Genomic DNA, 23,154 nt, shown 5'->3' with positions numbered 1-23,154 from the left:
CGGATTCCGGCCGCCGCGCAGTCCGGCGCAGTGGCGAAATGACCGTGATCCGGATCCAGGAACTCGCGTCGAGGCTCAGTGTCTCTTGGCTCAGTGGCAGCACATCATGCCCCCGCCTTACCGACGCCGACGCGGGTAAAGCGAGGCACTGCGTGTTGCTTTCGGAGCGCGTTTCGGGCCCGTAGCCGTGCCCGGATCGAAGGGGGCGAAGCCGATGCACCAATCCGGACACAGGCAATGAAGCGGCCACCTTTGTACAGCCGCTCTGAGCGCACGAGGGCAAGGGGGATGCTGTCGTCCCCGGACGTGGATCATGTGATACCCATGGACGCTCCGGCGGGCGCGGCAGAAGGGGATCTCCGCCGACGCATTCGGCGCTTTGCACGGCGCCACGAGCGCCGCCTGTGGGCACTGGCATTGCTGCTTGCCGTTTCGGCATTCTGGTGGCGTGGCTCGCCACCAGCCAGTACACCGCTGAGCTTCGTACAGATCGATCACCTGATGCGCAAATCGATCGAAGAAAAGCCGCTGACCGCACCCGCAACCCGCGCGTACGAGAGGATGCTTCCGTCGATCGTCCGGGTGGTCGGCTTGGGCGACCCTGTTGCGACGGAGCCTCCGGCCGCGGCCGCGAAACCCGGCGCGAAGCCTGCACCGGCCGCGGCCGCCGAGCAAGCCGCCCCTCCGGAGCCGGTCGAGCATGGCGTGGGCACGGGTGTCGTGATCGTCGATAACGGGACCATCCTGACCAATCTGCACGTGGTGATGGGGGCGCGCAGGATCAAGGTGACCTTTGCCGACGGACTGGAGTCCGACGCCGAGATCGTCAATGTGATGTTCGAGCACGACCTTGCGGTGCTGCGCGCCAGGACGATACCCGACGATCTGCCCGCCGCCACCATGCGCAGCATCGGCAGCCTGGCCCCGGGCGATCCGGTGCTGGCGATCGGTTTCCCTTTCGGCATCGGTCCCTCGGCCTCCGCCGGCGTGGTATCCGGCCTGCAGCGCGAATTCCGCTCGCCCGACGGCGGGCGTGTGCTGACCAATCTGATCCAGTTCGATGCCGCGGCCAATCCGGGCAACTCCGGCGGACCGCTGGTCACCATGGAAGGCGAGGTGGTGGGGATCGTCACCGCCATTCTCAATCCGACCGAGCAGCGCGTATTCGTGGGCATCGGCTTTGCGGTACCGATCGAAAATGCCGCCGCCGGTGCCGGCCTCTCCCCATTCTGACGAAAAGATCCGCTCGCTATCCCTGCACGCCGATCTCGACGTGATGATCCACCCCGTCGTCGACCAGTGCAATCGCACGGTCGGCGCGAACCGCCCCATCGACGCTCACCCGCTGCACGCCTGCCTGCCCACCCTCCCCCCCTGGCGTCTGCACGACCGTGATGTGGTACATCGTGCCCCGATAACGGTAGTGCATCCGGAACCCCGGCCAGTTCGCCGGCAGGCAGGGAGTGACATGCAGGGTCTGCCCGGCGAGCCGCAGACCCAGCAGCGACTCCGTCATCAGGCGGTACATCCAGCCGGCCGAGCCGGTGTACCAGCTCCAGCCGCCACGACCGATATGGGGCGCGACTGCATAGACGTCGGCCGCGACCACATAGGGTTCGGCCTTGTAGGTCGCGACGCCCCCGGCGGACAAGGCATGGTTGGCCGGGTTGATCATGGTCATCAACATCCATGCGCGCTCGCGCTCGCCGAGCGCGGCAAAGGCCATTGCCGCCCAGACCGCGGCATGGGTGTATTGGCCGCCGTTTTCGCGCACGCCCGGTACATAGCCGCGGATGTAGCCGGGATCGAGGCTCGACCTGTCGAAGGGCGGGTCGAGCAATTGCATCAGGCCATCGTCCGGACGCACCAGGCGTTCGGCGACCGCATTCATCGCCCGCCGCACACGCCCTGCATCGCCCACCCCGGATAGCACCGCCCAGCTCTGCGAGATGGAATCGATGCGGCACTCCTCACCCGCAGCCGTACCCAGCGGGGTGCCGTCGTCGAAGTAGGCACGCCGGTACCAGTCGCCGTCCCAACCGTGCTGTTCGAGGTTCGTGCCGAGACGGTCCGCCTCCTCCACGCAGGTGTCGGCGAAGCTGGCGTCGCCGTGCGCCCGCGCCACGCCTCCGAACTGGCGCAACACCTCGCACAGGAAGAAGCCGAGCCAGATGCTCTCGCCTCTGCCCTCGATGCCGACCAGGTTCATGCCGTCATTCCAGTCGCCGGAACCCATCAGGGGCAGTCCGTGCTCGCCGAAGCGCATGCAGTGGCCGATGGCACGCACGCAGTGCTGATACAGGCTGGCGGTGTCGTCGGAGCGGCCGGGCAGGTCATAGTAGGAGTCGTCCTCCGCGGCGACCGGCCGGCCCTCGAGAAAGTGCGCCGCCTCGTCGAGCACCCCGGTGTCCCCGGTCGCACTCACGTAGCGGCACACCGCCAACGGCAACCACAGGTAGTCGTCCGAGCAGTGGGTACGCACGCCGCGCCCCGAGGGTGGATGCCACCAGTGCTGCACGTCGCCCTCCCGGAACTGGCGCCCGGCGCACAACAGCAGGTGCGCGCGCACCCGCACCGGCTCGGCGTGGATCAGGGCCATGACGTCCTGCAACTGGTCGCGGAAACCGAACGCTCCGCCGGACTGGTAATAGCCACTGCGTGCCCACACCCGGCAGGCCAGGGTCTGATACACCAGCCAGCCGTTGGCGAGCACGTCGAAGGCCGGATCGGGCGTCTCCACCTGCACCGCAGCGAGGGTCCGGTTCCAGTGCGCATGCACCGCATCGAGTGCACCGCGCGCCGCCAGACTGCCGCGGAAGCGCTGCACCAGTGCGGTCGCATCGTCGCTGTCACGCCCGACGCCGAGGCGGAACACGAGTTCGTGCCCATCGCCGTCGGCCAGATCAAAGACCACCTGGATGGCGGCACACGGATCGAGCGCGGCCCCCACCTTGCCCGACAGGCGCATGCGCCGCAGGGCCGCCGGGTTGGCGAGGGTCCCGTTGCGCCCGAGAAACTCGTTACGGTCGCCGCTCACGTTGCGGGTCGGACCATCGACGTCGAAGAACGCCACCCGGTCGGAGAACTCGGTGCTGTACGGGTTGCGGGCGAACAGCGCGCCGCTGCGGGGGTCGATCTCGGTGTTCAGGTGCATGGCCGTTTTCGCCGGCAGATCGCCCAGCACCCACTCGACGTAGCCGGTGGCCGAGAGCCGGCGCGGACGGCCGGATTCGTTGCGCACCTTCAGTACCGAGAACTTGATCGCGGCGTCGATCGCGACATAGATCCAAAGTTCGCTATGGATGCCGTCGCAACGGGTTTCGAACACGCTGTAGCCGAAGCCGTGGCGAACCCGATGGCGCCGCACGCTGCGCACCGGCAGTGGCGTGGGCGTCCATACCAGGCCGCTTTCTTCGTCGCGCAGGTAGATCGCCTCACCACCGGCGTCGCTCACCGGGTCGTTGTGCCACGGGGTCAGGCGGAACTCGTGCGCGTTCTCGCTCCAGGAATAGGCGACGCCACTCTCGGAGATCACCGTGCCGAAGGACGGATTGGCCAGCACGTTGGACCACGGCGCGGGCGTCACCGCACCGGGCGCGAGTCCAATCACGTATTCGCGCCCGTCGGGGGTGAATCCGCCGAGGCCGTTGGCCAGGATCAGGGTCTGCGGGTCGGGCCCGGGGTCTGCGGCCGGCTCGCCCGGCGTCGGGCGGCTCGCCACGAATTGCGCCGGGCGGGGTTCCGCAAGCCGGCGGTGATCGAGTTGCTCCTCCAGGGTGCCGCGCCCATCGGTGATCACGATCCGTGCGACCGACTGCAACAGGATGCGGTCCTCGCTCGGGATCTGCTCGGCCGGGCGCACGAAGATTCCGCCCGGGCGGTCGATCACACCGGCTTCGATGCCCGAGGTGATCATGCCCATGATCTGGTCCTGCAGGCGCTGGCGATAGCCGGCGTGATCCTCGTTCCAGATCACCAGGTCCACGGCCAGCCCCTTCAGGCGCCAGTAGGCATGGGCCTGCACCAGTTGGCGCACGAGGTCGATGTTGGCGGCATTGGCGATCTGCACCAGCACAATCGGCAGGTCGCCCGAGATCGCGTAGCCCCACAGGCCGGACTGGCTGCGGCGATTGCGGAGCAACAGCGCGGGATCCGGGCGCAGCGAGGCATTGGCATGGATCACCGAGCTGGCCAGCCGCGCGTAGAGCCGGGCGTCGGTCTCGGTCGCGTTGAGCTGGCGCAGCATCACCTGGCCGTGAGTCCAGGCGAGATCGAACACGCGATCGGCCAGATGGCGGTCCTGGTACTTGTCGATCAGGCACAGCGCCACGTCGCGGCTCTCGGCGATGCCCGACACGATGTCGATGGTGACCGACTGCTCCGGGTCGAGGCTGACCGGACAGCGGATCGCGACGATCGGATCGAGCACCGGCCCCGCGCTGCCCGACAGCGCCCCGGCCTGATCCATGGCCGCGGGTGCGGCCACGCTGCGGGTACGGCCGACGAAACGCGCGCGATCGGTCTCGTACGACATCGAGCCCGCCTCGACACCATGCACCGCCATAAGGTGCAGCATCCACGGCGAACGCTCACCGGCCGAGCGCGGCCTGCGCATGCACAGGATGGCACGCCGCGCGGGCAGGATCTCGGTCTGCACGAACAGGTTGCTGAATGCCGGGTGCAGCGCATCCGCATCCGCCGGTGCGATCACGACTTCGGCGTAGCTGGTGAGCTCGATCTCCCGGCGTTGCCCCGAGCGATTGGTGATGCGGACCCGGCGCAACTCGATGTCGTCCTCGGGCGACACGACGATCTCGGTGTAGGTCTCGATCAGGCCGGCGCCCCCACCGGAGCCGATCGCGTCGCGGCGGCGAAACTCGGCGCGGCCCTCGGAGAAGATCGCTTCATAGACCTGCGCGCGCCGCAGGGTCGGCTGATGCGCGGTCGACCAGTACGCCCCGCTGTGCAGGTCACGCACGTAGCAGAAGGTACCGCGGTTGTCGCAGGTGCCGTCCTCTCGCCAGCGCGTGAGCGCGAGATCGCGCCAGCGGCTGTAGCCCCCGCCGGCATTGGTGAGCATCACGTTATAGCGGCCGTTGGACAGCAGCTGCACCTCCGGGGTTGCGGTGTCGGGGCTGTCGAAGACCCGGATCAGCGTTTCCGCGGTTTCGCCGGTCGAGTGCTCGGCGAAGCGCTGGACGGTCTGCGAGAACAAGGCACTGGCCTTGGGAATGCGCTCCTGCAGCAGCAGCATGACCGCCTGGAAGCGCCGGTCCGCCTCGAACCGCGCCTGCATCGGACGATCGAGGATCAGATAGGCGAGCGCAAGCAGGCTCATGCCCTGGTGGTGGGCCATGAAGGAGCGCACCACCACCCGCGTCTGGTCGCGGCGCTGGCGCGCCGGGGTGTAGTCGATGGCCTCGTAGAAGCCGAAGCGGCCCACGAAGCCTTCGCCAGCAAGGCGCTGAAGGTTGCGGCAGGCCTCTTCCGGGGCCACCATCAGCGCCATCACCGAGGCATAGGGGGCGATCACCAGATCGTCGGCGAGGCCGCGCTTGAGCCCCAGGCCCGGCACCCCGAAGGCCCGATACTGGTAGTTGAGATGCACGTCCACGGTGTTGTAGCCGGACTCGGAGATCCCCCATGGCACGCCGCGCTGCCTGCCGTACTCGATCTGCCGCGCGACCGCCGCCCTGCAGGTCTGGTCGAGCAGGGTATTGTCGTAGGTCGGCATCACCAGCAGGGGCATCAGGTACTCGAACATCGAGCCGCTCCACGACAGCAGGGCGGGCTCGCCACCGACGCGGGTCAACAGACGCCCGAGCGCGAACCAGTTCTCCTGCGGCACCTGCCCCTGGGCGATGGCGACGAAGCTGCTCATACGCGCTTCGGACGCGAGCAGGTCGTAATAGCTCGCATCGGCGCGCCCCTCGGACACGTTGTAGCCGATGACCAGCAGATGACGGGCCTGGTCGTACAGGAAGTCATACTCCATGCGGGACAGCTCGCACGCGCGCAGCGCCAATGCCTCGATTTCCGCGATCCGCGCCCGCGCGCGCGCGCTCCCGACGGCGAGCTGAACGCGAAAGCCGGCGAGCCCGTCGCGCTGCGCATCGCTTGCCGCCGCGTCGAGCCGACGCCCGATCTCCGGTGCCAGCGCCACATCCAGCGTCGCCAGCGTGCGCAGCGACGGACAGCCGACGAGCGCCTCCAGTTCGACCGGCAGCGCCGAGGACACGAGCCAGGGCGCCAGAAGTTCGAGCTCGGCCAGCATGTCGTGGCACTGGCGCGTCAGTGCCTCGGCCCAGAAGCTTGCGTCGCTCTCGGGCGCCGTCTCGTCCCGGGTCAGGTGTCTCTCCGCGACCCTGGGCATCGCCGCCGCACCGGCCGCGAGGCGCTGCAGGGTCGAATGCACTGCCGCGAGCGTTGCCGGCGGCATCACCAATGCCGCCTCGAGCTCGCTGCGGAATACCGGCAGCACATCGGCCGCCACGCCATCGGACGCCAGCGCGTCGTCCACCACGTCGAGGGTGTCGGCAAAACCCTGGAACAGCCGCGGCGACACGACCGCGTCGTCGGCCAGCGCGAGCAGACCCGCGCCGAGCGTCAGCAGGTGGCCGGCAAGGTTGCCGCTGTCCACCGTCGACACATACAGCGGCGGCAGCGCATCGAGGGTCTCGGTGTCGTACCAGTTGTAGAAGTGCCCGTGGTGGCGCTCCAGCGCTTCCATCGTGCCCAGCGTATTCGCGGTGCGGGCGAGCAACACGCCGCCGCCGATGTAGCCAAAGTCATAGGCGGCCAGGTTGGCCAGCAACGCCATGCCGATGTTGGTCGGCGAGGTGCGGTGGGCGACCGAGACAACCCGATAGGCCTGGCAGTTGTCGGGCGGCAGCCAGTGATCCGCGGCGCCGACATAGGTCTCGAAAAAGCCCCAGGTACGCCGTGCAAGGCGGCGCAGGAAGCGCGTCTGCACCGGCGTCAGATGCGCCGCGCGGCGGGGCAGCGGACGGCTGATCCACCATGCGATCAGCGGCGAGCCCAGCCACAACAGCAGGATCGGCGCCGCCACCGTCAGGGTCGAGGGGCTCGCCAGCACCAGATGGACGGCGACCACGATGGCGGTGGCCGGCCCCACCCACATCGACCGCAGCGCGGCGGCCAGGTCGCTGCGCCGGGCCAGGTCACGCTCGATTTCGGACGATGGGCTCCATTCGAGCAGGCGCCGGTGACTGATCCCCATTCGCCACACGGTGCGCGCGATCGCGTCCAGACTGACAAAGGCCTCATGGGGCAGGCACCCAAGTTCGAATGCGAGCCGTGCCAGGCGGCGTAACACCGAGCGCCCGACGGCGACAAGGTGTTGCATCGGCGAGACCTCGTCGGGCTTGCGAACGAGCTCGAGCATCGCTGCGCACAGCGCGGGCAACAGCAGGATGGCGATTATCATCAGCGTCCACAACCACGGCTGCCCCAGTACGGTCCATCCGAGCACCAGCAACAGCGTCAGCGCCGCGGGCACGAGGCTGCGCCGCAGATTGTCGATCAGCTTCCATTGCGACAGCGCCGACAGCGGATTCAACAGCCGGTGCTCGCGCTTGGCGCCTGTCGTCGGGCCGCAACCGCACGGTACCCGCGGCAGGATCCAGCCGGCGAGCTGCCAGTCGCCTCGCATCCAGCGCTGGCGTCGGCTGACGTCGGCGCTGTAGCGCGCCGGATAGTCCTCGAACAGCTGCACGTCGCTGAGCAGGCCCGAGCGGGCGAAGCAGCCCTCGATCAGGTCGTGGCTGAGAATCCGGTTCTCGGGGAAACGCTCGCCCAGCGCCATCTCGAAGGCGTCCACGTCGTAGATGCCCTTGCCGATGAAGGAGCCCTCGCCGAACACATCCTGGTAGACATCCGAGACCGTGCGCGTGTACGGATCGATGCCCGCGTCGCCGCCGTACAGGCGGGCATAGCGCGAGCGATTGCTCCCCGGCAGGCTCACCGCCACCCGCGGTTGCAGGATGCCGTAACCCTCCACCACGCACAGCCTGGCCTCGTCGTAGCGCGGACGATTCAAGGGGTGCGCCATCGCACCGACGAACTGGCGCGCCACGTCGCGCGGCAGTTGGGTGTCGGTATCGAGCGTGATCACATACTTCACGTTGGACAGAATCGAGGTGTCGCCGACCACCAGCGCGAAGCCCCTGCCACCGTTCTCCGGCGCCCTGCCGCGCAGCAGTGCGTTCAGAGCCGCCAGCTTGCCGCGCTTGCGCTCGTAGCCCATCCACACCCGTTCCTGCGGGCTCCAGCTGCGGGCACGGTGAAACAGGAAGAAAATATCGCCATCGCCATTCGCGTATTTGCGGTTCAGCGCCTCGATCCGCGTCCGGGCAAGATGTTCGAGTGCTGCGTCCTCCGGCAGCGTAGCCTGCGCGGCATCGAGAAAATCGGTGAGCAGACCGAAGTGCAGGCTCTGGTCCCGGTTGGCCAGGAACCGGACCTCGAGCGCCTCGACCAGACGCTCGATGTCATCCGCCCCGGTGAACATGGTCGGCACCACCACCAGGGTGCGCAGCTGGGTGGGGATGCCCATGGAGAAATCCATCCGGGGCAAGGGATGCGGCCTCACCAGCACGGTCGCCAGCCAGTTCACCAGCGCCACCGCGAGCTCGCTCGCCGCCAGCAGCGCGATGCCCGAGATCAGAATGCCCGCCGGCAGCATGACCCAGCCGGGCGTGGCGGCCGGCCAGCTGACCGGTTCGCTCCAGGCCAGCAGGCTGACGCCGATGATGGACATGATCAGTGCAATCGCGCCCAGGTACACGGGCAAGGCGTAACGCGCCGCCGCACTGCGCACTGAATCCAGCGCGGATCGATGGGGATGGGCGACGCGCTCGAGTTGGGACTGGCCCTTGTCGATCAGGTAATAGCCGACGTGGCCCGCGCGCGTGTCGGCATCACTGCCGGCTGCGGCCGCGGCGCCGGCCTGTGCCAATGCCACCACGTGGCGCGCCACCTCGCCTTCACTGAGACGGCTGCGGCGCGCAATTGCTTCGGTTGCATGGCGATAACGGTCGCGGGTCGCAAAATCCATCCGTCCATAGACGCCACCCGGGTCGCCGCGCAGCGTCTGCTCGACTTCGCTCATGGTTTCGACGAACTCGCGCCAGTCCATCGCACCGAGCACCCGAAGGCTGCCGATGCTGTTGCTGATCGAAACCTGGTCGGCCGCCTGCTGCTGGTTCTCCAGCAATACCAGCTGCTCTATGGTCTGCCCCGATTCGGACAAGCGCTGCTCGATCCAGGTCAGCGGCAAGGCCAACGCCGAGCCCCGCCCCTGCAGCCTGCGGGCGAGTTCAGCCACGAAGGCACTGCTCATCGGCGGGCCGGATCGCGCCATGTCGGCGACGACCAGGATCAGACTCTTCGGATCGGTTTCGGCGACCGCGGTCATCTGGTCCGCCCACTGACCGGCCAGCGTATGCTCGACCCAGCCGTCCGAGATGCGCACGCTGACCCGGCGAAGGTTCTCGATCACCGCCAGCCGGAGCATGATCGGAATCGCCCACAGCTCGCCCAGTTTCAGGCTGGAAACACTCTGGTAGGCCGCGACGAAGCGGCTGAGACTTTCGGTATCCACGCGGCCATCGCCATGGGCGATGGTCTCGAGCGCGATGTCGTACACCCGCGGGCGTCCTGCCGAAGGCCCACGCTCCAGGCCCGGAAGTTCGCGACTGTAGCCACTGGGCAGGTGTCGCTTGGCGGTACGGATCTGTTCGTCGATGAGGTAGAAATTGTCGAGCAGCCACTCGCCCGCCGGCGTGATGCGTCGCCCTTCGGCGACCGCAACGGTAAGCAGCCGGCACACGCCGACCAGGGTGTTCTCATTCTCGGACAAGCGGGCGAGGAGCCGATCCGGCGCGCCTGCGGGGCTCAGTCGATGTGCCGCCGCAAGCGCCTTGCCGTGCAGCGCCATCTGATCGGCATTGAACAGCTCGGCTCGCAGCGGCGCGTCATCGGCTCGACCCGGCCGCGGGCTCCCGCCCCGACCGAAGCGCGACCTCAATGCGTGCAGGAGGCCGCTCAAACCCGTATTCCTGGTCAATTCAGCACATCACCCGACTCACTTGAAGCGAGCCGTCATCTTTTCCATCGCCTTGCCCATTTCGGCCCAGACTTTTTCCGTGCTGTCCTTCATGTCTTCCCACGCGCTCTCGCTGCGCTTGCCCAGCTCCTCGAGCGACCTGTGGGCCTCTTCGCGCTTGACCTTCATCTTCTCGAGCTCGTTCTCGAAGCTGACCCGGGCGTCAGCGGTCGCCTTGCTGGCCTTCGCCCGCACCAGGGCGAGGTTTGCGTCCCACTCCTTGAGTTGCGCTTCGAGCTTTTGCTGATATGCCGCTTTGCTGGCCATGATTGCTCCTTGAATGTTCGATTCGGGGATGAGCCGGAGTCATTGCGCGAACAGGGATTCGCACAACGACTCCGGCACGGATGCGGCTTACTTGATCCGCATGTCGTTCTTGACCGACTTCACCCCGGCAACGCTGCGCGCCACTTCAACCGCCTTGTTCGCAGCGGCCTGCGAGCTGACGAAGCCACTGAGCTGAACCACGCCCTTGAAGGTCTCGACGTTGATCTCGGCCACCTTCAGCGCGGGATCGTCAAAGATCAGCGCCTTGACCTTGGCGGTGATGACGCTGTCGTCCACATACTGGCCCGTCCCTTCCTGCTTCGAGGTGGCGGCACAGCCCACCATGGCGGTCAGCGCAAAGGCCAGCATCAGCGCAGAAAAATACTTTCCGAGTTTGTTCATGATTGTTATCTCCAGATGCAATAGAACCGGACTCCCGACCCGGCTCCGGTCAACGCATCGTTGACCGGAGCCGGGTCATCCACCTGCCCTCATCCGGCACGAGGAGGCGGGGTTGCGATCAGCCTCAGCGAGCGCCGTATCGAAACCTCATTGACATCATGATTGTCCGGCGCCCGGGGGTCGGTACGCTGGCACACATAGCCCCGGGCCGAAGCAGGCTGCAAGACAAGGAGCAAGACCCGCTCGGCTCGCTACGATCGCTCAAGGCCGACCGCCTCCTGGCGCCCGCGATCGAACCGGTGCACGAGTTCTTCCGGAGGCAGCGGGTGACTGAACAGGAAGCCCTGCCCCTCGTCACATAGCCGGGTACGCAGAAAGGCGAGCTGCTCGTGCGTTTCGACCCCCTCGGCAATGACCCGCTGCTTGAGGTTGATCCCCATGGCGATGACCGCGCTGACGATGGTCGCATCGTCGGACTCGGCACCGATGTCGTGCACGAAGGTCTGGTCGATCTTCAGGGTATCGATCGGGAAGCGCTTCAGGTAGCTCAGGCTCGAATAGCCGGTACCGAAATCGTCGATCGCAAGCTGCACCCCCATGGCCTTCAGCGCCTTCAGCACCGACACCGACGATTCGGCGTCATGCATCAGGATGCCCTCGGTCAGTTCGAGTTCCAGATAGCCCGGCTCGAGCCCGGTCTCCGCCAGGATGAGTGCAACGCTGGCGAGGAAATCCTTGTGCCGGAACTCCACCGCCGAGACATTGACCGCAACCGGCACCGCGCGCAAACCCGCCGACTGCCACCCCCGCACCTGACGACAGGCCTCGCGCAGCACCCAGCGCCCGATCGGCACGATCAGGCCGCAATGTTCCGCGATGCCTATGAAGTGGCGCGGATAGACCATCCCGAGCTCCGGATCCCGCCAGCGCAGCAGGGCCTCGACACCGGTCATCGCACCGGTGGCCAGATCGATCTGGGGCTGGTAGTGCAGCAGGAACTCGCCCTGCTTCAGTGCGCGCCGCAGGCTGCCTTCGACCGACAGGCGGTGCACGGCGCGGGTGTTCATGTCGGCATGGAAGAACAGGTAGTTGTCGCGCCCATTCTCCTTGGCGTGATACATCGCGGTGTCCGCGTTCTGCATCACCGCATCGGCGTCGGCCCCGTCGTCCGGATACACGCTGATGCCGATGCTCAGGGTGACATGCAGGTCGTGCGCGTCGATCCGATGGGGTTCGACGAATGCGCGCAGCAGTTTGTCGGCGACATGCGCGGCGTCCTGGGCATCCTCGATTTCGGCCAGCAGGATCACGAATTCGTCGCCGCCCTGACGGCACACGGTATCGGTGGTCCGCACGCCCCCCTCCAGCCGCCTGGCCACCGACTGCAAAAGGCGGTCGCCGACCGCATGCCCTAGGGAGTCGTTGATGTGCTTGAAGAAATCCAGATCGAGGAACAGCAGTGCGACCTGCTTGCGGTGGCGCTCGGCCTGGCCGATCGCACGGGTCAGGCGCTCGGTCAGCAACACGCGATTTGGCAGACCGGTCAGGAAATCGTGCTGGGCCAGGTGGGCCATCTTGTGTGCCATGGCCTGTGACTTGCTCACGTCGTGAAACACGATCACCGCCCCGGAAACACGGCCGTCACGGTCGTGGATGGGCGCGGCCGAATCCTCGATCGCGGACTCGGACCCGTCGCGACGGACCAGTATGGCGTTGGCTGCGAGCTCCACCGTCCGGTCTTCCGTGATCGCCTGTTCCGCGGGATTCGCGGCCGGTTGTCGCGTTCTGCCGTTGATGATGGTGAACACCTGGGCAAGCGGCAGACCGTGTGCATCCTCCCGCGACCAGCCGGTCATGACTTCCGCTACCGGATTCATGTAGGTCACCCTGCTCTGCAGGTCGGTGGTCACGACGCCATCGCCGATGGACTTCAGCGTGACCTGGGCACGCTCCTTTTCCTCGAACAGTGCCTGCTCGGCAACGCGCAGCACTTCCTCCGCGGCCTTGCGCCCGGTAATGTCCTCGACGATCTGCACCCGTCCGGGCGACCGTTTTCCACCCTCGTGGATTGCCCCCGCATTCAGCCGGGTCCATACCAGGCTTCCGTCCTCGCGCACGAAGCGGGCCTCGGACTGAAACGGCTCATCGTCCTGCACGGCGTCGTGCCATTCGGCCAACACCCGGTCACGGTCCTCGGGGTGGACTGCCATGCTCCACTTCGTGCCCAGGGTCTGTTCGAGGCTCAGCCCGGAGATCTCCTGGTACGCCCGGTTGGTATAGACGCAGGCGCCGGCCGCATCGGACACGAAGATGCCCAGCGGCGACGCATCGCTCATCGCGCGAAAACGAATTTCGCTGCCTTGCAGGGCGTCGCGGGTGGTCTTGCGCTCGATCACGTACAATAGGGCACGCGGCAGCCAGTGCGCATCGATGTGGCCTTTGGCCAGATAGTCACTCGCCCCGTTGAGCATGGCCTCGCGCACCGCTTCATCATCGCTGGCGGCACTCAGGACCAGGATCAGCGCATTCGGCGCCGCCTTGAGGATCCGGTTGAAAGCGTCGAGTCCCTTGCCGTCGGGCAGCGTGAGGTCGAGCAGGACGACCTCGAATTCGCCCTTGCCCAGGCGATCGAGCGCATCGGCGAGATGCCTCACCCACTCGACCACGAACGGCCGCGTCCCCGAACCGGTGAGGGCCTCGAGGATCACTCTGGCGTCTTCGGGCGCATCCTCGACAAGAAGTACGGCGATCGGGACGTCGTTCATGGTCTGCTCCTTCCGATCATGCCGAAGGCCGCGACGGTGCCGGACAAGGCTCCGGTGAGGAGTTCGGTTATCCGCGTCTCCTTGCGGGCACAGGCCATTCCATGATCTCTGTTTGACTGGGTAGAAGATGATCCTTGCTGGAGCGCGCGCGTCGACACAGGCCGGATCACAGCGCAGCTTCTATTGCAACGCAATATGTCATCGCCGTGAGCGCCCGTCTGTACGCCATCGAACACAGACCGGCGGCCGCGGAAAACGAAACAGACGCGTCGTGTACGCTGGCGTACAGACAGCCGGGCGCACCCGAGTAGCATTAACTGCAGGTTCACGCCGTCCAGCATCGGGATCGGCCGTCCCCGTCAGGCCGCTGCAAACAGGGGCCGCGCGGCGAAGGCCTGTACGGTCCCGGCGCTGCGACCATTCAACAAAAAGGAGAAACGAGATGAGCCTGGGCACAATTCTGTTGATCGTGCTGGTACTGATGCTGCTCGGTGCGATTCCAAGCTGGCCCCACAGCCGGAACTGGGGTTACGGTCCCAGCGGGCTTTTCGGGCTGATTCTGATCGTGGTCGTCATCCTGCTGCTGACCGGCCGGCTCTAGGAGGCGGTCGGACTCGAGGCTGATCTACTGCGCCAGTGGGAGAAGCGGTCCATATCCGCCCGTTCTTTCGTTGCATAGAATGACTATGCGCCTCAAAACCGGCCGAATCTGTCCTCACTTTCCCACTCGGCTCGCAACGATCGCTCAAGTCCGGCCGCCTCCCAGGCGGCGGTCGGAGGACCGGCGTTTCTTCACTCCATGCCCCGACCGGGGTCCGGCGCGGATGACGGGCGCACGGCCGCAAACGAGGCCGCCGCAGGAATGACCGCCCGCATCGGGCCGGGCCATTCCTGCGGCGGCCTCGTCCGCTTTCCGGATGGAGCTTGCCGTTTCCAGTTGCCGCGACCTTACTTTTTGTCGCCGTCCACCGAATCCTTGATGCTCTCACCCGCCTTCTCGACGCTGTCACCCGCCTTCTCGATCGTCTCGTCGACCGATTTTCCCGCTTTTTCCGCGGGCCCTTCCTTCTGGCAACCCGCGACTGCCACCAGCAACGCGCTCATCACCATCACTGCACTGAAGCCTTTGCCGAATTTCATGCTTGCTTTCTCCTGAAGTCAAAAAGACGCCGGCTCTGACATGTCCGTCACCGGCCTACGAACCCTACCCCGGCCCGATGCACCCCGCCCGATCTTTCGACGACGGGCTCGGGCGCATCGAACTCGCGCACATCATATTCGGACCGGCGCTCAGGGTTTGCTGACTTCGTGCCCGATGACGCCGCCCACGGCTGCGCCGCCCACCGTCCCGACCGCGCTGCCGCCGGTCAGAATGGCACCGCCAACCGCCCCCGCACCCGCACCGATCACGGTACTCTTGTCCTGTGACGACATCCCGGCACACGCGCCCAGTGCGAACAGGATCGCCACGGTGCTTGCACCAAGTGCAAATCGCTGTATCGTTTTCATTGAATTGCCTCTTCATCGTGTTTGAGCTTGCAGTGATGCACGGACACACCGGATCGTGCATGCGGTGCACCATCAGGAGCGGCACCCTGGTGCGCATTGCCGCGCAACGAACAGCGACCAGCGAACCCAAGCGGACTCCGACAGATCCATCGTATGGAAAGGCACGCACGCTGTCGGTGGGCTGGCGCACTTAGGGAGCAGAGCCTCCGGACAGGAACTCACGCCCGGGCTCGGTGTCTTCAAACTTGTTGGCGGTACGCTGTTGCAGTACGCCGCCGCTGCAGTACGCTTACGGTACGCAAACGGCAGCACATCATGGCCCTGCTCTGCTGGCGCCCGACGCAAGTGGAGAAGCGGATCGGCGTGCTGCTTTCGGAACGCGTTTCGGGCCGGGTGCCTTGCCCGGATCGAAGGGGGCGAATGCGATGCACCGATCCGGATGCAGCCGATGAAAAGGCCACCGTTGTACAGCCACTCGCCCCGCGCGGGGGCCGGAGGGGCGTCGTCGACTGCGCTCACCGACCGGGCGGCCGCGTCGGCACTCGGGGCGCACCCGGCAGCGGATTCAGCGCCGGGTTCTTACCCGATGCTCCGGCACCGGGCCCATTGTCACGACAGGCGTCTGTGGCGACTCGTGCCGGTGCCCGGCGCCGCGGCATTCCGGTGGCACACCGCGGCGCTGGTCGGCGGGCACGTGCCAACCGATCTGATCCCGTTCGATACCGCGACCAATCCGGGCAACTCCGACGGACCGCTCGCCGCCATGGACGGCGAGGTGGCGGGCATCGTCACCGCCATTCTCAATCCGACCGAGCAGCGCGTATTCGTGGGCATCGGCTTTGCGGTACCAATCGAAAACGCGCCGGCCGGCCCCGGCCTGTCCCCCTCCTGAGGAATCCCATGGACCCGACCTACACTTCAGCCAACGGTGCCGCGCCCCTCATGGAGCGCATCCTGTACGAGGTCAAGCGCGTGGTGGTGGGCCAGGACCACTTCCTCGAGCGGGTGATGGTGGCGATCCTGTCCAATGGACATCTGCTGGTCGAGGGCGTACCGGGGCTGGCCAAGACGCTCACCGTGAGGACACTTGCGCAGACCTTGCGCGGCAGCTTCAAGCGTATCCAGTTCACCCCCGATCTGGTGCCTGCAGACCTCGTCGGCACGCGAATCTACAGCCCCAAGACCGGTGAATTCGATACCGCGCTCGGTCCCGTATTCACCAATCTGCTGCTGGCCGACGAGATCAACCGTGCGCCGGCCAAGGTTCAGAGCGCACTGCTCGAAGTGATGCAGGAGCGCCAGGTCACCATTGCCGGCACCTCGCACCGGGTGCCCGAGCCCTTTCTGGTGATGGCCACGCAGAACCCGATCGAAACCGAGGGCACCTATCCGCTGCCCGAGGCTCAGGTCGACCGCTTCATGATGAAGGTGCTGGTCGATTACCCGAGCGAGGAAGAGGAGTTCGTGATCGCCGAGCGCGTCACCGGCGTCACCGTCACGGTTGCCGCGGTGGCGAGCATGGCTCAGCTTGCCGAACTGCAGCAGGCATGCCGCAAGGTCTATGTCGACCCGTCGCTGATGCAGTACGCGGTGAAACTGGTCAGTGCAACCCGTCGCCCCGCACAGTACGAGCTCCCCGACGTCGCCCGCTACCTCACCTACGGCGCCAGCCCGCGCGCCACCATCGGCCTGATCGAAGGCGCCCGCGCGCTGGCCTACATGCGTGGGCGCAGCTACGCACTGCCCGAGGACATGACCGGTCTGGTCGGCGACGTGATGCGCCACCGCCTGGTCCTCAGCTACGAGGCGCTGGCTGAGGGCCTGGACGCCGACCAGGTGATCCGCCAGGTCATGCACAAGATTCCGGAACCCGACAAACCGCTTGCCCCCCATGAACACGCCGCCGCCAAAATCTGAAGCCAGCATCGCCGGCACCCACGCGCTCCTGCTCAAGCTGGAGTGGACGGTCATACGTCGGCTCGACGGCCTGCTGCAGGGCGACTATCGCACGCTGTGGCGCGGCGCCGGGCTCGATCTCGCGGACCTGCGCGAGTACCAGCACCACGACGACGTGCGCCATATCGACTGGAACGTCACCGCGCGGCTGCAGCAACCCTATGTGCGCCAGTTCGCCGAGGAACGCGAGTTGTCGGCCTGGTTCCTGGTCGACCTGAGCGCCAGTGTCGATTTCGGCTCCGATACGCGCACCAAACGCAGCGTCGCGCGCGAATTCGTCGGCGTACTGGCGCGCCTGCTGACGCGCCACGGCAACCGCGTCGGCGCGCTGTTCTACGGCACCGAGGTGGACACCGTGATCCCCCCGCGCGCCGGCCGTCTGCAAGTGCTGCACCTGATGCAGCGCATGGCCCGGCGCCCCGCCGAAGCCGCCCCCGGTGTCACCCGGCTGGACGAGTTGCTGACGGCGGCACAACGCATCATCAAGCGGCGCTGCACCGTATTCGTGGTCTCCGACTTCATCTGCACCACCGACTGGGAAGTGGTGCTGGCACAGTTGTCGCGCCGTCACGAGGTGACTGCGGTGCGCCTGTACGATCCGCTCGAAATGGACCTCCCCGACCTCGGTCTGGTGACGCTGCACGACGCCGAAAGCGGTGAGCAACTCGTTGTCGACACGCGCGACGCCGGCTTTCGCGCGCGCTTCGCCGCCGCTGCGACGAGCCGCGAGACGGCCTTGCGTGCTGCTCTGGCAACGGCGGGCGTGGATACGCTCGAACTGGCCACCGACGACGACCTGCTCGACGCCATCCTGCGCTTCGCCGACCTGCGCCGCTCGCTTGCGACCATGAGCAGACGGGGTGGGCACGGCCGCGGCATGCCCACCCATCTGGGCGAACCGAAGGTGGCCGAACGATGAACTCGCTCCCGCTCAACGTCATCTGGCCGGAGATGCTGTGGTTGCTGCTCCTGCTGCCAGTGCTGATCGTCCTGTACCTGTGGCTGCTGCATCGGCGCAAGAAGACCTCCCTGCGCTATGCCGATCTGGCGCTGGTCAGACAGGCGCTCGGGCGCAGCGCAACATGGCGCCGTCACCTGCCGCCGACGCTGATGCTGCTGGCGATCGCCGCCCTGCTGCTGGCCACGGCGCGCCCGACCGCTATCGTCAGCCTGCCGTCGCAGCAGGAAACCATCATGCTGGCGATGGACGTGTCGGGCAGCATGCGCGCGAGCGATGTGGAGCCCAATCGCCTGGTGGCGGCGCAGGAAGCGGCCAAGGCCTTCATTGCCGAGTTGCCGCGCCACGTGCGGGTGGGCGTGGTGCAGTTCGCCGGCACGGCCGCGGTGGTGCAACCGCCCACCCATAGTCGCGAAGACGTCGTTGCCGCGATCGACCGTTTCCAGTTGCAGCGCGGCACGGCCACCGGGAGCGGTATCGTGCTGTCGCTGGCCACGCTGTTTCCCGACGCCGGCATCGATCTGTCGCAGATCACCGGCCAGCGCGCGATGCCGCCAGGACCGAACGACCCTCCCAAACCGGAGTTCACCCCGGTGGAGCCGGGTTCATACTCTTCGGCCGCGATCATCATGCTCACCGACGGCCAGCAGACCACCGGCCCGGACCCGCTGGAGGCGGCCAAAATGGCCGCCGACCGTGGCATCCGTGTGTATACCGTGGGCATCGGTACCCGCGAGGGCGACACCATCGGCTTCGAGGGCTGGTCGATGCGGGTGCAGCTCGACGAGGAAGCGCTGGAGGCAGTCGCCAGCATCACCCGCGCCGACTACTTCTATGCCGGAACCGCCGAAGACCTGAAAACGGTATACCAGAGCCTGTCCACGCGCATCGCGGTGGAGAAAAAGGAAACCGAGATCAGCGCGCTGCTCGCCGCGCTGGGCGTCGTGCTGGTGATCATCGCCGCCAGTCTGTCGGTGCTGTGGTTCGGTCGGGTGGCCTGACCGGACCCGTCCCCAACGAGCAGCCCCGATCGTCGATCGCCGCGGAGCGGACGCGCCGGGACGTCGGCCTCAATTTCGCCTGTCGGGCACGCGAACGCCTCCTATACTGCAAGCAAAAACCCAAGAAAATCACTGGAGGCAAGCGTTATGTCAGATCATGTTTACAAGATCGTCGAACTCGTCGGCTCGTCAACCGTGAGTTCCGATGACGCCATCCGCAATGCGATCGCGCTGGCGAGCAAGACCATCCGCCACATGGACTGGTTCGAAGCGGCCGAGATCCGCGGCCATCTTGCCGATGGCAAGATCGCCCACTTCCAGGTCAGCGTGAAGGTGGGGTTCCGGCTGGAAACATGATCCGCATGGAACGTCGATGAGGACAGTGCGGCAAAGCGCGGCCGGCAGCAACGCCGGGCGCTCCAGACTGCGACTTTCGGTCCCGCCCGCGCCCTTACCGTGATCGCCGATGACAAGCGCCTCTGTTCACGAAGTGGTCAGGACGTCACCATGCGCGACCCGGTGTAGCACCCCATACGGCGACAGCGGCTGCACGGCCGGGGGCAGATTGTCGACGATGAGTTCGGCCAACGCGTGCAGTGTTTGCTCGCGCGGGTAGCGCCGCCGCCACACCATGCCGACGCTGCGGAAGGCGTCCGGTGCGGCGAAAGGGCGGATCTCAACCATGCCCGGCGTCACCGAACCGACACCGGCCGCCGCCGCCAGCGCCGGCAACAGGGTACAGCCCTCCCCGGCAGCAACCATCTGACGGAGCGTCTCGAGACTGGTCGCCTTCAATTCTTCCCGTTCGGGTGATGGCTTCGAGCCGCAGATCGCCAGCGCGTGGTCACGCAGGCAATGGCCTTCCTCGAGCAGCATCACGGTCTCGCCCTCAAGGTCGGCCAGCGCGATGCTTTTCTTGCGCGTGAGCGCATGCCCTGCCGGCAGCGCCACCACGAAGGGCTCGCGAAACAGCTCCAGCGTTTCGAGGTCCTCCCCGCGCAGCGGCAGTGCCAGCAGCAGGGCATCGAGACGGCACTGGTGCAGCCGCTCCAGCAGATTCGCGGTGAGGTCCTCACGCAGGAACAGGTGCAACTCGGGGAAGCGCTCGCGCAGCGGAGGCAGCAGGTGCGGAATCAGGTAAGGGCCGAGGGTCGGGATCACGCCCAGGCGCAAGGGGCCGTTCATCGGGCCCTGCTCTTCGCGCGCCAACATCCGGATCTGTTCCACCACATCGAGCGCAATGCGCGCGCGCTCGATGATCTTTTCGCCGATCGCGGTCGGCACGAGATGGTGCTTGTTGCGCTCGAAAAGCGTGACCCCGAGATAGTCCTCGAGCTTCTTCAGCTGCGTGCTCAGGGTCGGTTGCCCGACGTGGCAGGCTTCCGCCGCGCGCACGACCTGGCCCATATCGGCAAGCGCCACGATGTAGCGCAATTCCTGCAGCGTCATGGTCTGTCTCCTCCCCGTGTTGCTGGAGTCTAGTAAACAAGATGCCGCGGTGAAAGAATCGCGGACGATGCCACCGGGCATCGTCTGTATCGATCGCCGACACGCCGCGCTCACGCCGATATCGATATGAAAGATCGACACAATCAATTTTGCCCGCCGCCCGGAGCCTGCTTAAATCGAAACGAAAGACAGCGCGTTCGGCTGTTCGTGGCGCCCCGGAATCTGCGACGCCAGAGGAGCCGAACCTTGCCGAAGCGAGAAGGTCAGGAGGAGCGAGGCATGATCAAGCCGGCCATTGCGATCGCGGGTGTACTGCTGATCACCCTGTCGAGCCAGCCCGTACGGGCCTATGACGTCGTCGATGTCAGTGGCGGTGGCAAGCTTGAGGGCACGGTCGTCTTCAACGGCAGCGTTCCAATGCGGAAGATCATCCCCACCAAGGACAGCGAGATCTGCGGCAAACCACGCGATGAGCCCCAGGTGCGCGTCGGCCCTGGCAAGGGCGTACAGGACGCGGTCGTCTACCTGAAGGAGGTGCCGCGGGGCAAGGCCTGGGGCGCGAGCGACCAGGTACCCGTGCTCGATCAGGAAAAGTGCATCTTCAGACCGGCCGTGCAGGTCGTGCGTGCGGGCAATCTCGATGTCCTCAACTCCGATCCGGTATTGCACAACACCCACGGCTTCTATGGCCGGCGCACCGCATTCAACCTGGCTTTGCCCGACAAGGGTGCAAAGGTCCGCGTGGACCTGCCGCGCGCGGGGCTGGTCCGGGTCGAGTGCGACGCCCACGGCTGGATGCTCGCGCACATCTACGTCGCCGACAGTCCCTATTACGCGCTCACCGGCGAGAACGGCAGCTTCAGCATCACCGACATCCCGCCCGGGGACTACACCCTGGTGGTCACGCAAAACCATACCGGCGCAACGGAGATGCCGGTGACGGTCAAGAGTGGAGAGACGCTCACTCTGCCGATCGAGTTGAAGAAGAAATAGCGTCGATCCTGCCAGGACGCCGGAAGCATCGTCCGCAAGGAGGGTAATGACATGAGCCAGAGACAAGGATGGCACCCGAGCCCGACGGGCACACCGCGGCCAGAGCGGGCGCACCCCGATCCCGACACCCACATCACGCGGCGCACCTTCCTGCACAAGTCCCTGCTCTACGGTGCGGCGGGGGCGGCGAGTTACGGGCTGTTCCCTATCCTCAACACGATCGACATGGCCTTCGCCCAGACCGGCCAGGCCTTCAAGTTCGCTTGGGTATCGGATACCCACCTCTATCCGCGCGACGTCAACACCCGCTTCGTCGAGAAGGCGGTGCGTGCCTTCCAGGAAGTGCAGGCGATGAGTCCCCCGGCCGATTTCATGGTCTTCGGCGGCGACCTCGCCCAGCTCGGCGATCCGGTGGAATTGCAGCTTGGCGCCGAACTGCTCAAGGAGGTCAAGATCCGCACGGTATTTATCCCCGGCGAGCACGACTGGTATCTCGACATGGGCGCGACCTGGAACAAGATGTTCGGCAAGTCGCCATGGACCTTCGATCACAAGGGCGTGCGCTTCGTCGGGCTGGACACGGTCAGCCGCGCCCCCGACTTCTGGACCCCGCGCAAGATGAGCGCCAAGGAACGCATGGGCCACATGGCCACGCTCGACGGCACCCTGGGCGGAGCGTGGGCGGCGGTCGGCGACGAGCAGCTGAAGTGGCTCGACAGCACGCTTGCCAACTGGGCCAAGGACAAACCGGTGGTGATCTTCACCCACAACCCGCTGTACGAGTACTACCCGCCGTGGAACTTCTGGGTACGCGACTGGTTGCCGGTGCAGGAAATCCTCAAGCCCTTCGGCAACGTCACCAACATTCACGGCCACACCCACCAGGTGCTGTACAACGAGATCGGCACGATGCGCTCGATCGGCATGCTGGCAACCTCGTGGCCGTGGCCCTATGCGCCTGAAGGCGTGCCGGTGCTGACCCAGCCGATGATCCGCGCCGATCCCGGCGACCACTTCGACGGCGTCGGCTGGGGTGCGCTCGACATGAGCGCCGCCGGGCGGATCGAGCACGAATACAAGATGTGGCGCAAGGATGTGTACGCGGTCGCGCCGGACGACTCCGGCATCGACGACAACCGCAACCAGGTGCTGACGCCGCGCATTGCCGACCGGCTCTGAGTCCCACAACCCATCGAAGGAGGGACGACCATGACAGACAGGAAATCACGCTACCCGATGGTCGCGGCTGCCTTGCTGACCGTGGCGGTGATCGGTACGGGTGCGGAGTGGGCTTTCGCCCACAAGGAGAAGCACACGGCGGCGCAACTGCAGGCCTTTCAGGATGCCTTCATCGAGCAGGTGAAGGTCGGCGACCAGCTCTTTCACGGTGACGCGGAAACGGAGAAACGCCTCGGGGTGAAACTGTCGGAGACCGGCATGGCCTGTGCGATGTGCCATCCGTACACGTCCGACACCCACCCGCACGAGTTTCCGAAGTTCCAGGAACAGATGAACGAGTTCGCCACCTTGCGCGACATGATCAACTGGTGCATCGAGAAACCCAACGAGGGTCAGAAGATCGACCCCGACAGCCCGGCGATGAAGGCGCTGGAGACCTACATCTACTGGTCGAACAAGAATTCCAAGCTGGATCCCGGCAGGCACTGAAAACACATTGGGCGGTGGCGCCACGCCGGGCCGGCCACCGCCGCGTTCGTGAGCGGGCGC

At 66.2% G+C, this 23,154-nt stretch carries 17 protein-coding genes; 10 read left to right on the top strand and 7 right to left on the bottom strand.

Features of this window, described 5'->3' with window-relative positions; all coding sequences use genetic code 11:
- Nucleotides 1-324 precede the first annotated feature (324 nt).
- Nucleotides 325-1,233 carry a S1C family serine protease gene (locus tag AC3A35_RS10345; RefSeq protein WP_487435975.1) on the top strand — a complete coding sequence of 303 codons (909 nt, stop codon included), beginning with the start codon at nucleotides 325-327 and terminating at the stop codon, nucleotides 1,231-1,233.
- Nucleotides 1,234-1,249: 16 nt separating this feature from the next.
- On the opposite strand, the gene AC3A35_RS10340 is transcribed toward AC3A35_RS10345, so the two are convergent.
- From AC3A35_RS10340 to AC3A35_RS10325, 4 genes are all read right to left on the bottom strand, one after another.
- On the bottom strand, nucleotides 1,250-10,069 hold the full coding sequence (locus AC3A35_RS10340) for a glycoside hydrolase family 94 protein (RefSeq protein WP_487435974.1): 8,820 nt from the start codon (nucleotides 10,067-10,069) through the stop codon (nucleotides 1,250-1,252).
- Between the two features lie 36 nt (nucleotides 10,070-10,105).
- Nucleotides 10,106-10,393, bottom strand: coding sequence for a sll1863 family stress response protein (locus AC3A35_RS10335; protein WP_487435973.1), 288 nt, complete (start codon nucleotides 10,391-10,393; stop codon nucleotides 10,106-10,108).
- 87 nt (nucleotides 10,394-10,480) lie between these two features.
- Nucleotides 10,481-10,795: a BON domain-containing protein gene (locus tag AC3A35_RS10330; RefSeq protein WP_487435972.1), complete on the bottom strand. Its 315-nt coding sequence runs from the start codon at nucleotides 10,793-10,795 to the stop codon at nucleotides 10,481-10,483.
- Between the two features lie 251 nt (nucleotides 10,796-11,046).
- Nucleotides 11,047-13,560, bottom strand: a complete 2,514-nt coding sequence (locus tag AC3A35_RS10325) for an EAL domain-containing protein (RefSeq protein WP_487435971.1) — start codon at nucleotides 13,558-13,560, stop codon at nucleotides 11,047-11,049.
- 442 nt (nucleotides 13,561-14,002) lie between these two features.
- Between AC3A35_RS10325 and AC3A35_RS10320 the strand changes: the two genes are divergently transcribed.
- Nucleotides 14,003-14,161 (top strand): DUF3309 family protein, encoded by a 159-nt coding sequence (locus AC3A35_RS10320; RefSeq protein WP_487435970.1) that lies wholly within the window; start codon nucleotides 14,003-14,005, stop codon nucleotides 14,159-14,161.
- A 347-nt stretch (nucleotides 14,162-14,508) separates the two neighbouring features.
- Here AC3A35_RS10320 and AC3A35_RS10315 read toward each other — a convergent pair whose 3' ends face one another.
- Nucleotides 14,509-14,700, bottom strand: coding sequence for a hypothetical protein (locus AC3A35_RS10315; RefSeq protein WP_487435969.1), 192 nt, complete (start codon nucleotides 14,698-14,700; stop codon nucleotides 14,509-14,511).
- A 150-nt stretch (nucleotides 14,701-14,850) separates the two neighbouring features.
- Entirely contained in the window at nucleotides 14,851-15,069 is a 219-nt protein-coding gene (locus tag AC3A35_RS10310; RefSeq protein ID WP_487435968.1) for a YMGG-like glycine zipper-containing protein, read from the bottom strand.
- A gap of 694 nt (nucleotides 15,070-15,763) precedes the next feature.
- Here AC3A35_RS10310 and AC3A35_RS10305 point away from each other — a divergent pair.
- The 5 genes from AC3A35_RS10305 to AC3A35_RS10285 all read left to right on the top strand — a co-directional run bounded on the left by AC3A35_RS10305 (nucleotide 15,764) and on the right by AC3A35_RS10285 (nucleotide 19,341).
- The gene (locus AC3A35_RS10305; protein WP_487435967.1) at nucleotides 15,764-15,961 is read left to right on the top strand and encodes a trypsin-like serine protease; all 198 of its coding nucleotides are present in this window, start codon (nucleotides 15,764-15,766) and stop codon (nucleotides 15,959-15,961) included.
- Between the two features lie 8 nt (nucleotides 15,962-15,969).
- Nucleotides 15,970-16,986, top strand: coding sequence for an AAA family ATPase (locus tag AC3A35_RS10300; RefSeq protein ID WP_487435966.1), 1,017 nt, complete (start codon nucleotides 15,970-15,972; stop codon nucleotides 16,984-16,986).
- Complete coding sequence (locus tag AC3A35_RS10295; RefSeq protein ID WP_487435965.1) at nucleotides 16,961-17,944, top strand: DUF58 domain-containing protein; 984 nt, start codon at nucleotides 16,961-16,963, stop codon at nucleotides 17,942-17,944. The genes AC3A35_RS10300 and AC3A35_RS10295 overlap by 26 nt, the downstream gene beginning before the upstream one ends.
- Entirely contained in the window at nucleotides 17,941-18,984 is a 1,044-nt protein-coding gene (locus AC3A35_RS10290) for a VWA domain-containing protein (RefSeq protein WP_487435964.1), read from the top strand. The genes AC3A35_RS10295 and AC3A35_RS10290 overlap by 4 nt, the downstream gene beginning before the upstream one ends.
- Before the next feature lie 147 nt (nucleotides 18,985-19,131).
- Nucleotides 19,132-19,341, top strand: a complete 210-nt coding sequence (locus AC3A35_RS10285) for a dodecin (protein ID WP_487435963.1) — start codon at nucleotides 19,132-19,134, stop codon at nucleotides 19,339-19,341.
- Between the two features lie 126 nt (nucleotides 19,342-19,467).
- Here AC3A35_RS10285 and AC3A35_RS10280 read toward each other — a convergent pair whose 3' ends face one another.
- Nucleotides 19,468-20,433, bottom strand: coding sequence for a LysR substrate-binding domain-containing protein (locus AC3A35_RS10280; protein ID WP_487435962.1), 966 nt, complete (start codon nucleotides 20,431-20,433; stop codon nucleotides 19,468-19,470).
- A 279-nt stretch (nucleotides 20,434-20,712) separates the two neighbouring features.
- On the opposite strand from AC3A35_RS10280, the gene AC3A35_RS10275 reads away from it, so the two are divergent.
- Genes AC3A35_RS10275 through AC3A35_RS10265 form a run of 3 tightly spaced genes read left to right on the top strand, consistent with a single transcriptional unit; the run spans nucleotide 20,713 to nucleotide 23,094 of the window.
- The gene (locus AC3A35_RS10275; protein ID WP_487435961.1) at nucleotides 20,713-21,426 is read left to right on the top strand and encodes a carboxypeptidase regulatory-like domain-containing protein; all 714 of its coding nucleotides are present in this window, start codon (nucleotides 20,713-20,715) and stop codon (nucleotides 21,424-21,426) included.
- Between the two features lie 51 nt (nucleotides 21,427-21,477).
- Entirely contained in the window at nucleotides 21,478-22,605 is a 1,128-nt protein-coding gene (locus AC3A35_RS10270) for a metallophosphoesterase family protein (protein WP_487435960.1), read from the top strand.
- A 30-nt stretch (nucleotides 22,606-22,635) separates the two neighbouring features.
- Nucleotides 22,636-23,094: a c-type cytochrome gene (locus AC3A35_RS10265; protein ID WP_487435959.1), complete on the top strand. Its 459-nt coding sequence runs from the start codon at nucleotides 22,636-22,638 to the stop codon at nucleotides 23,092-23,094.
- Nucleotides 23,095-23,154 lie beyond the last annotated feature (60 nt).

The sequence above is a fragment of the Azoarcus sp. Soil_N_20 genome (genome assembly GCF_057656155.1).
The sequence above is the reverse complement of the archived record's forward strand: the minus strand, read 5'-3'. Positions and strand labels throughout refer to the sequence as shown.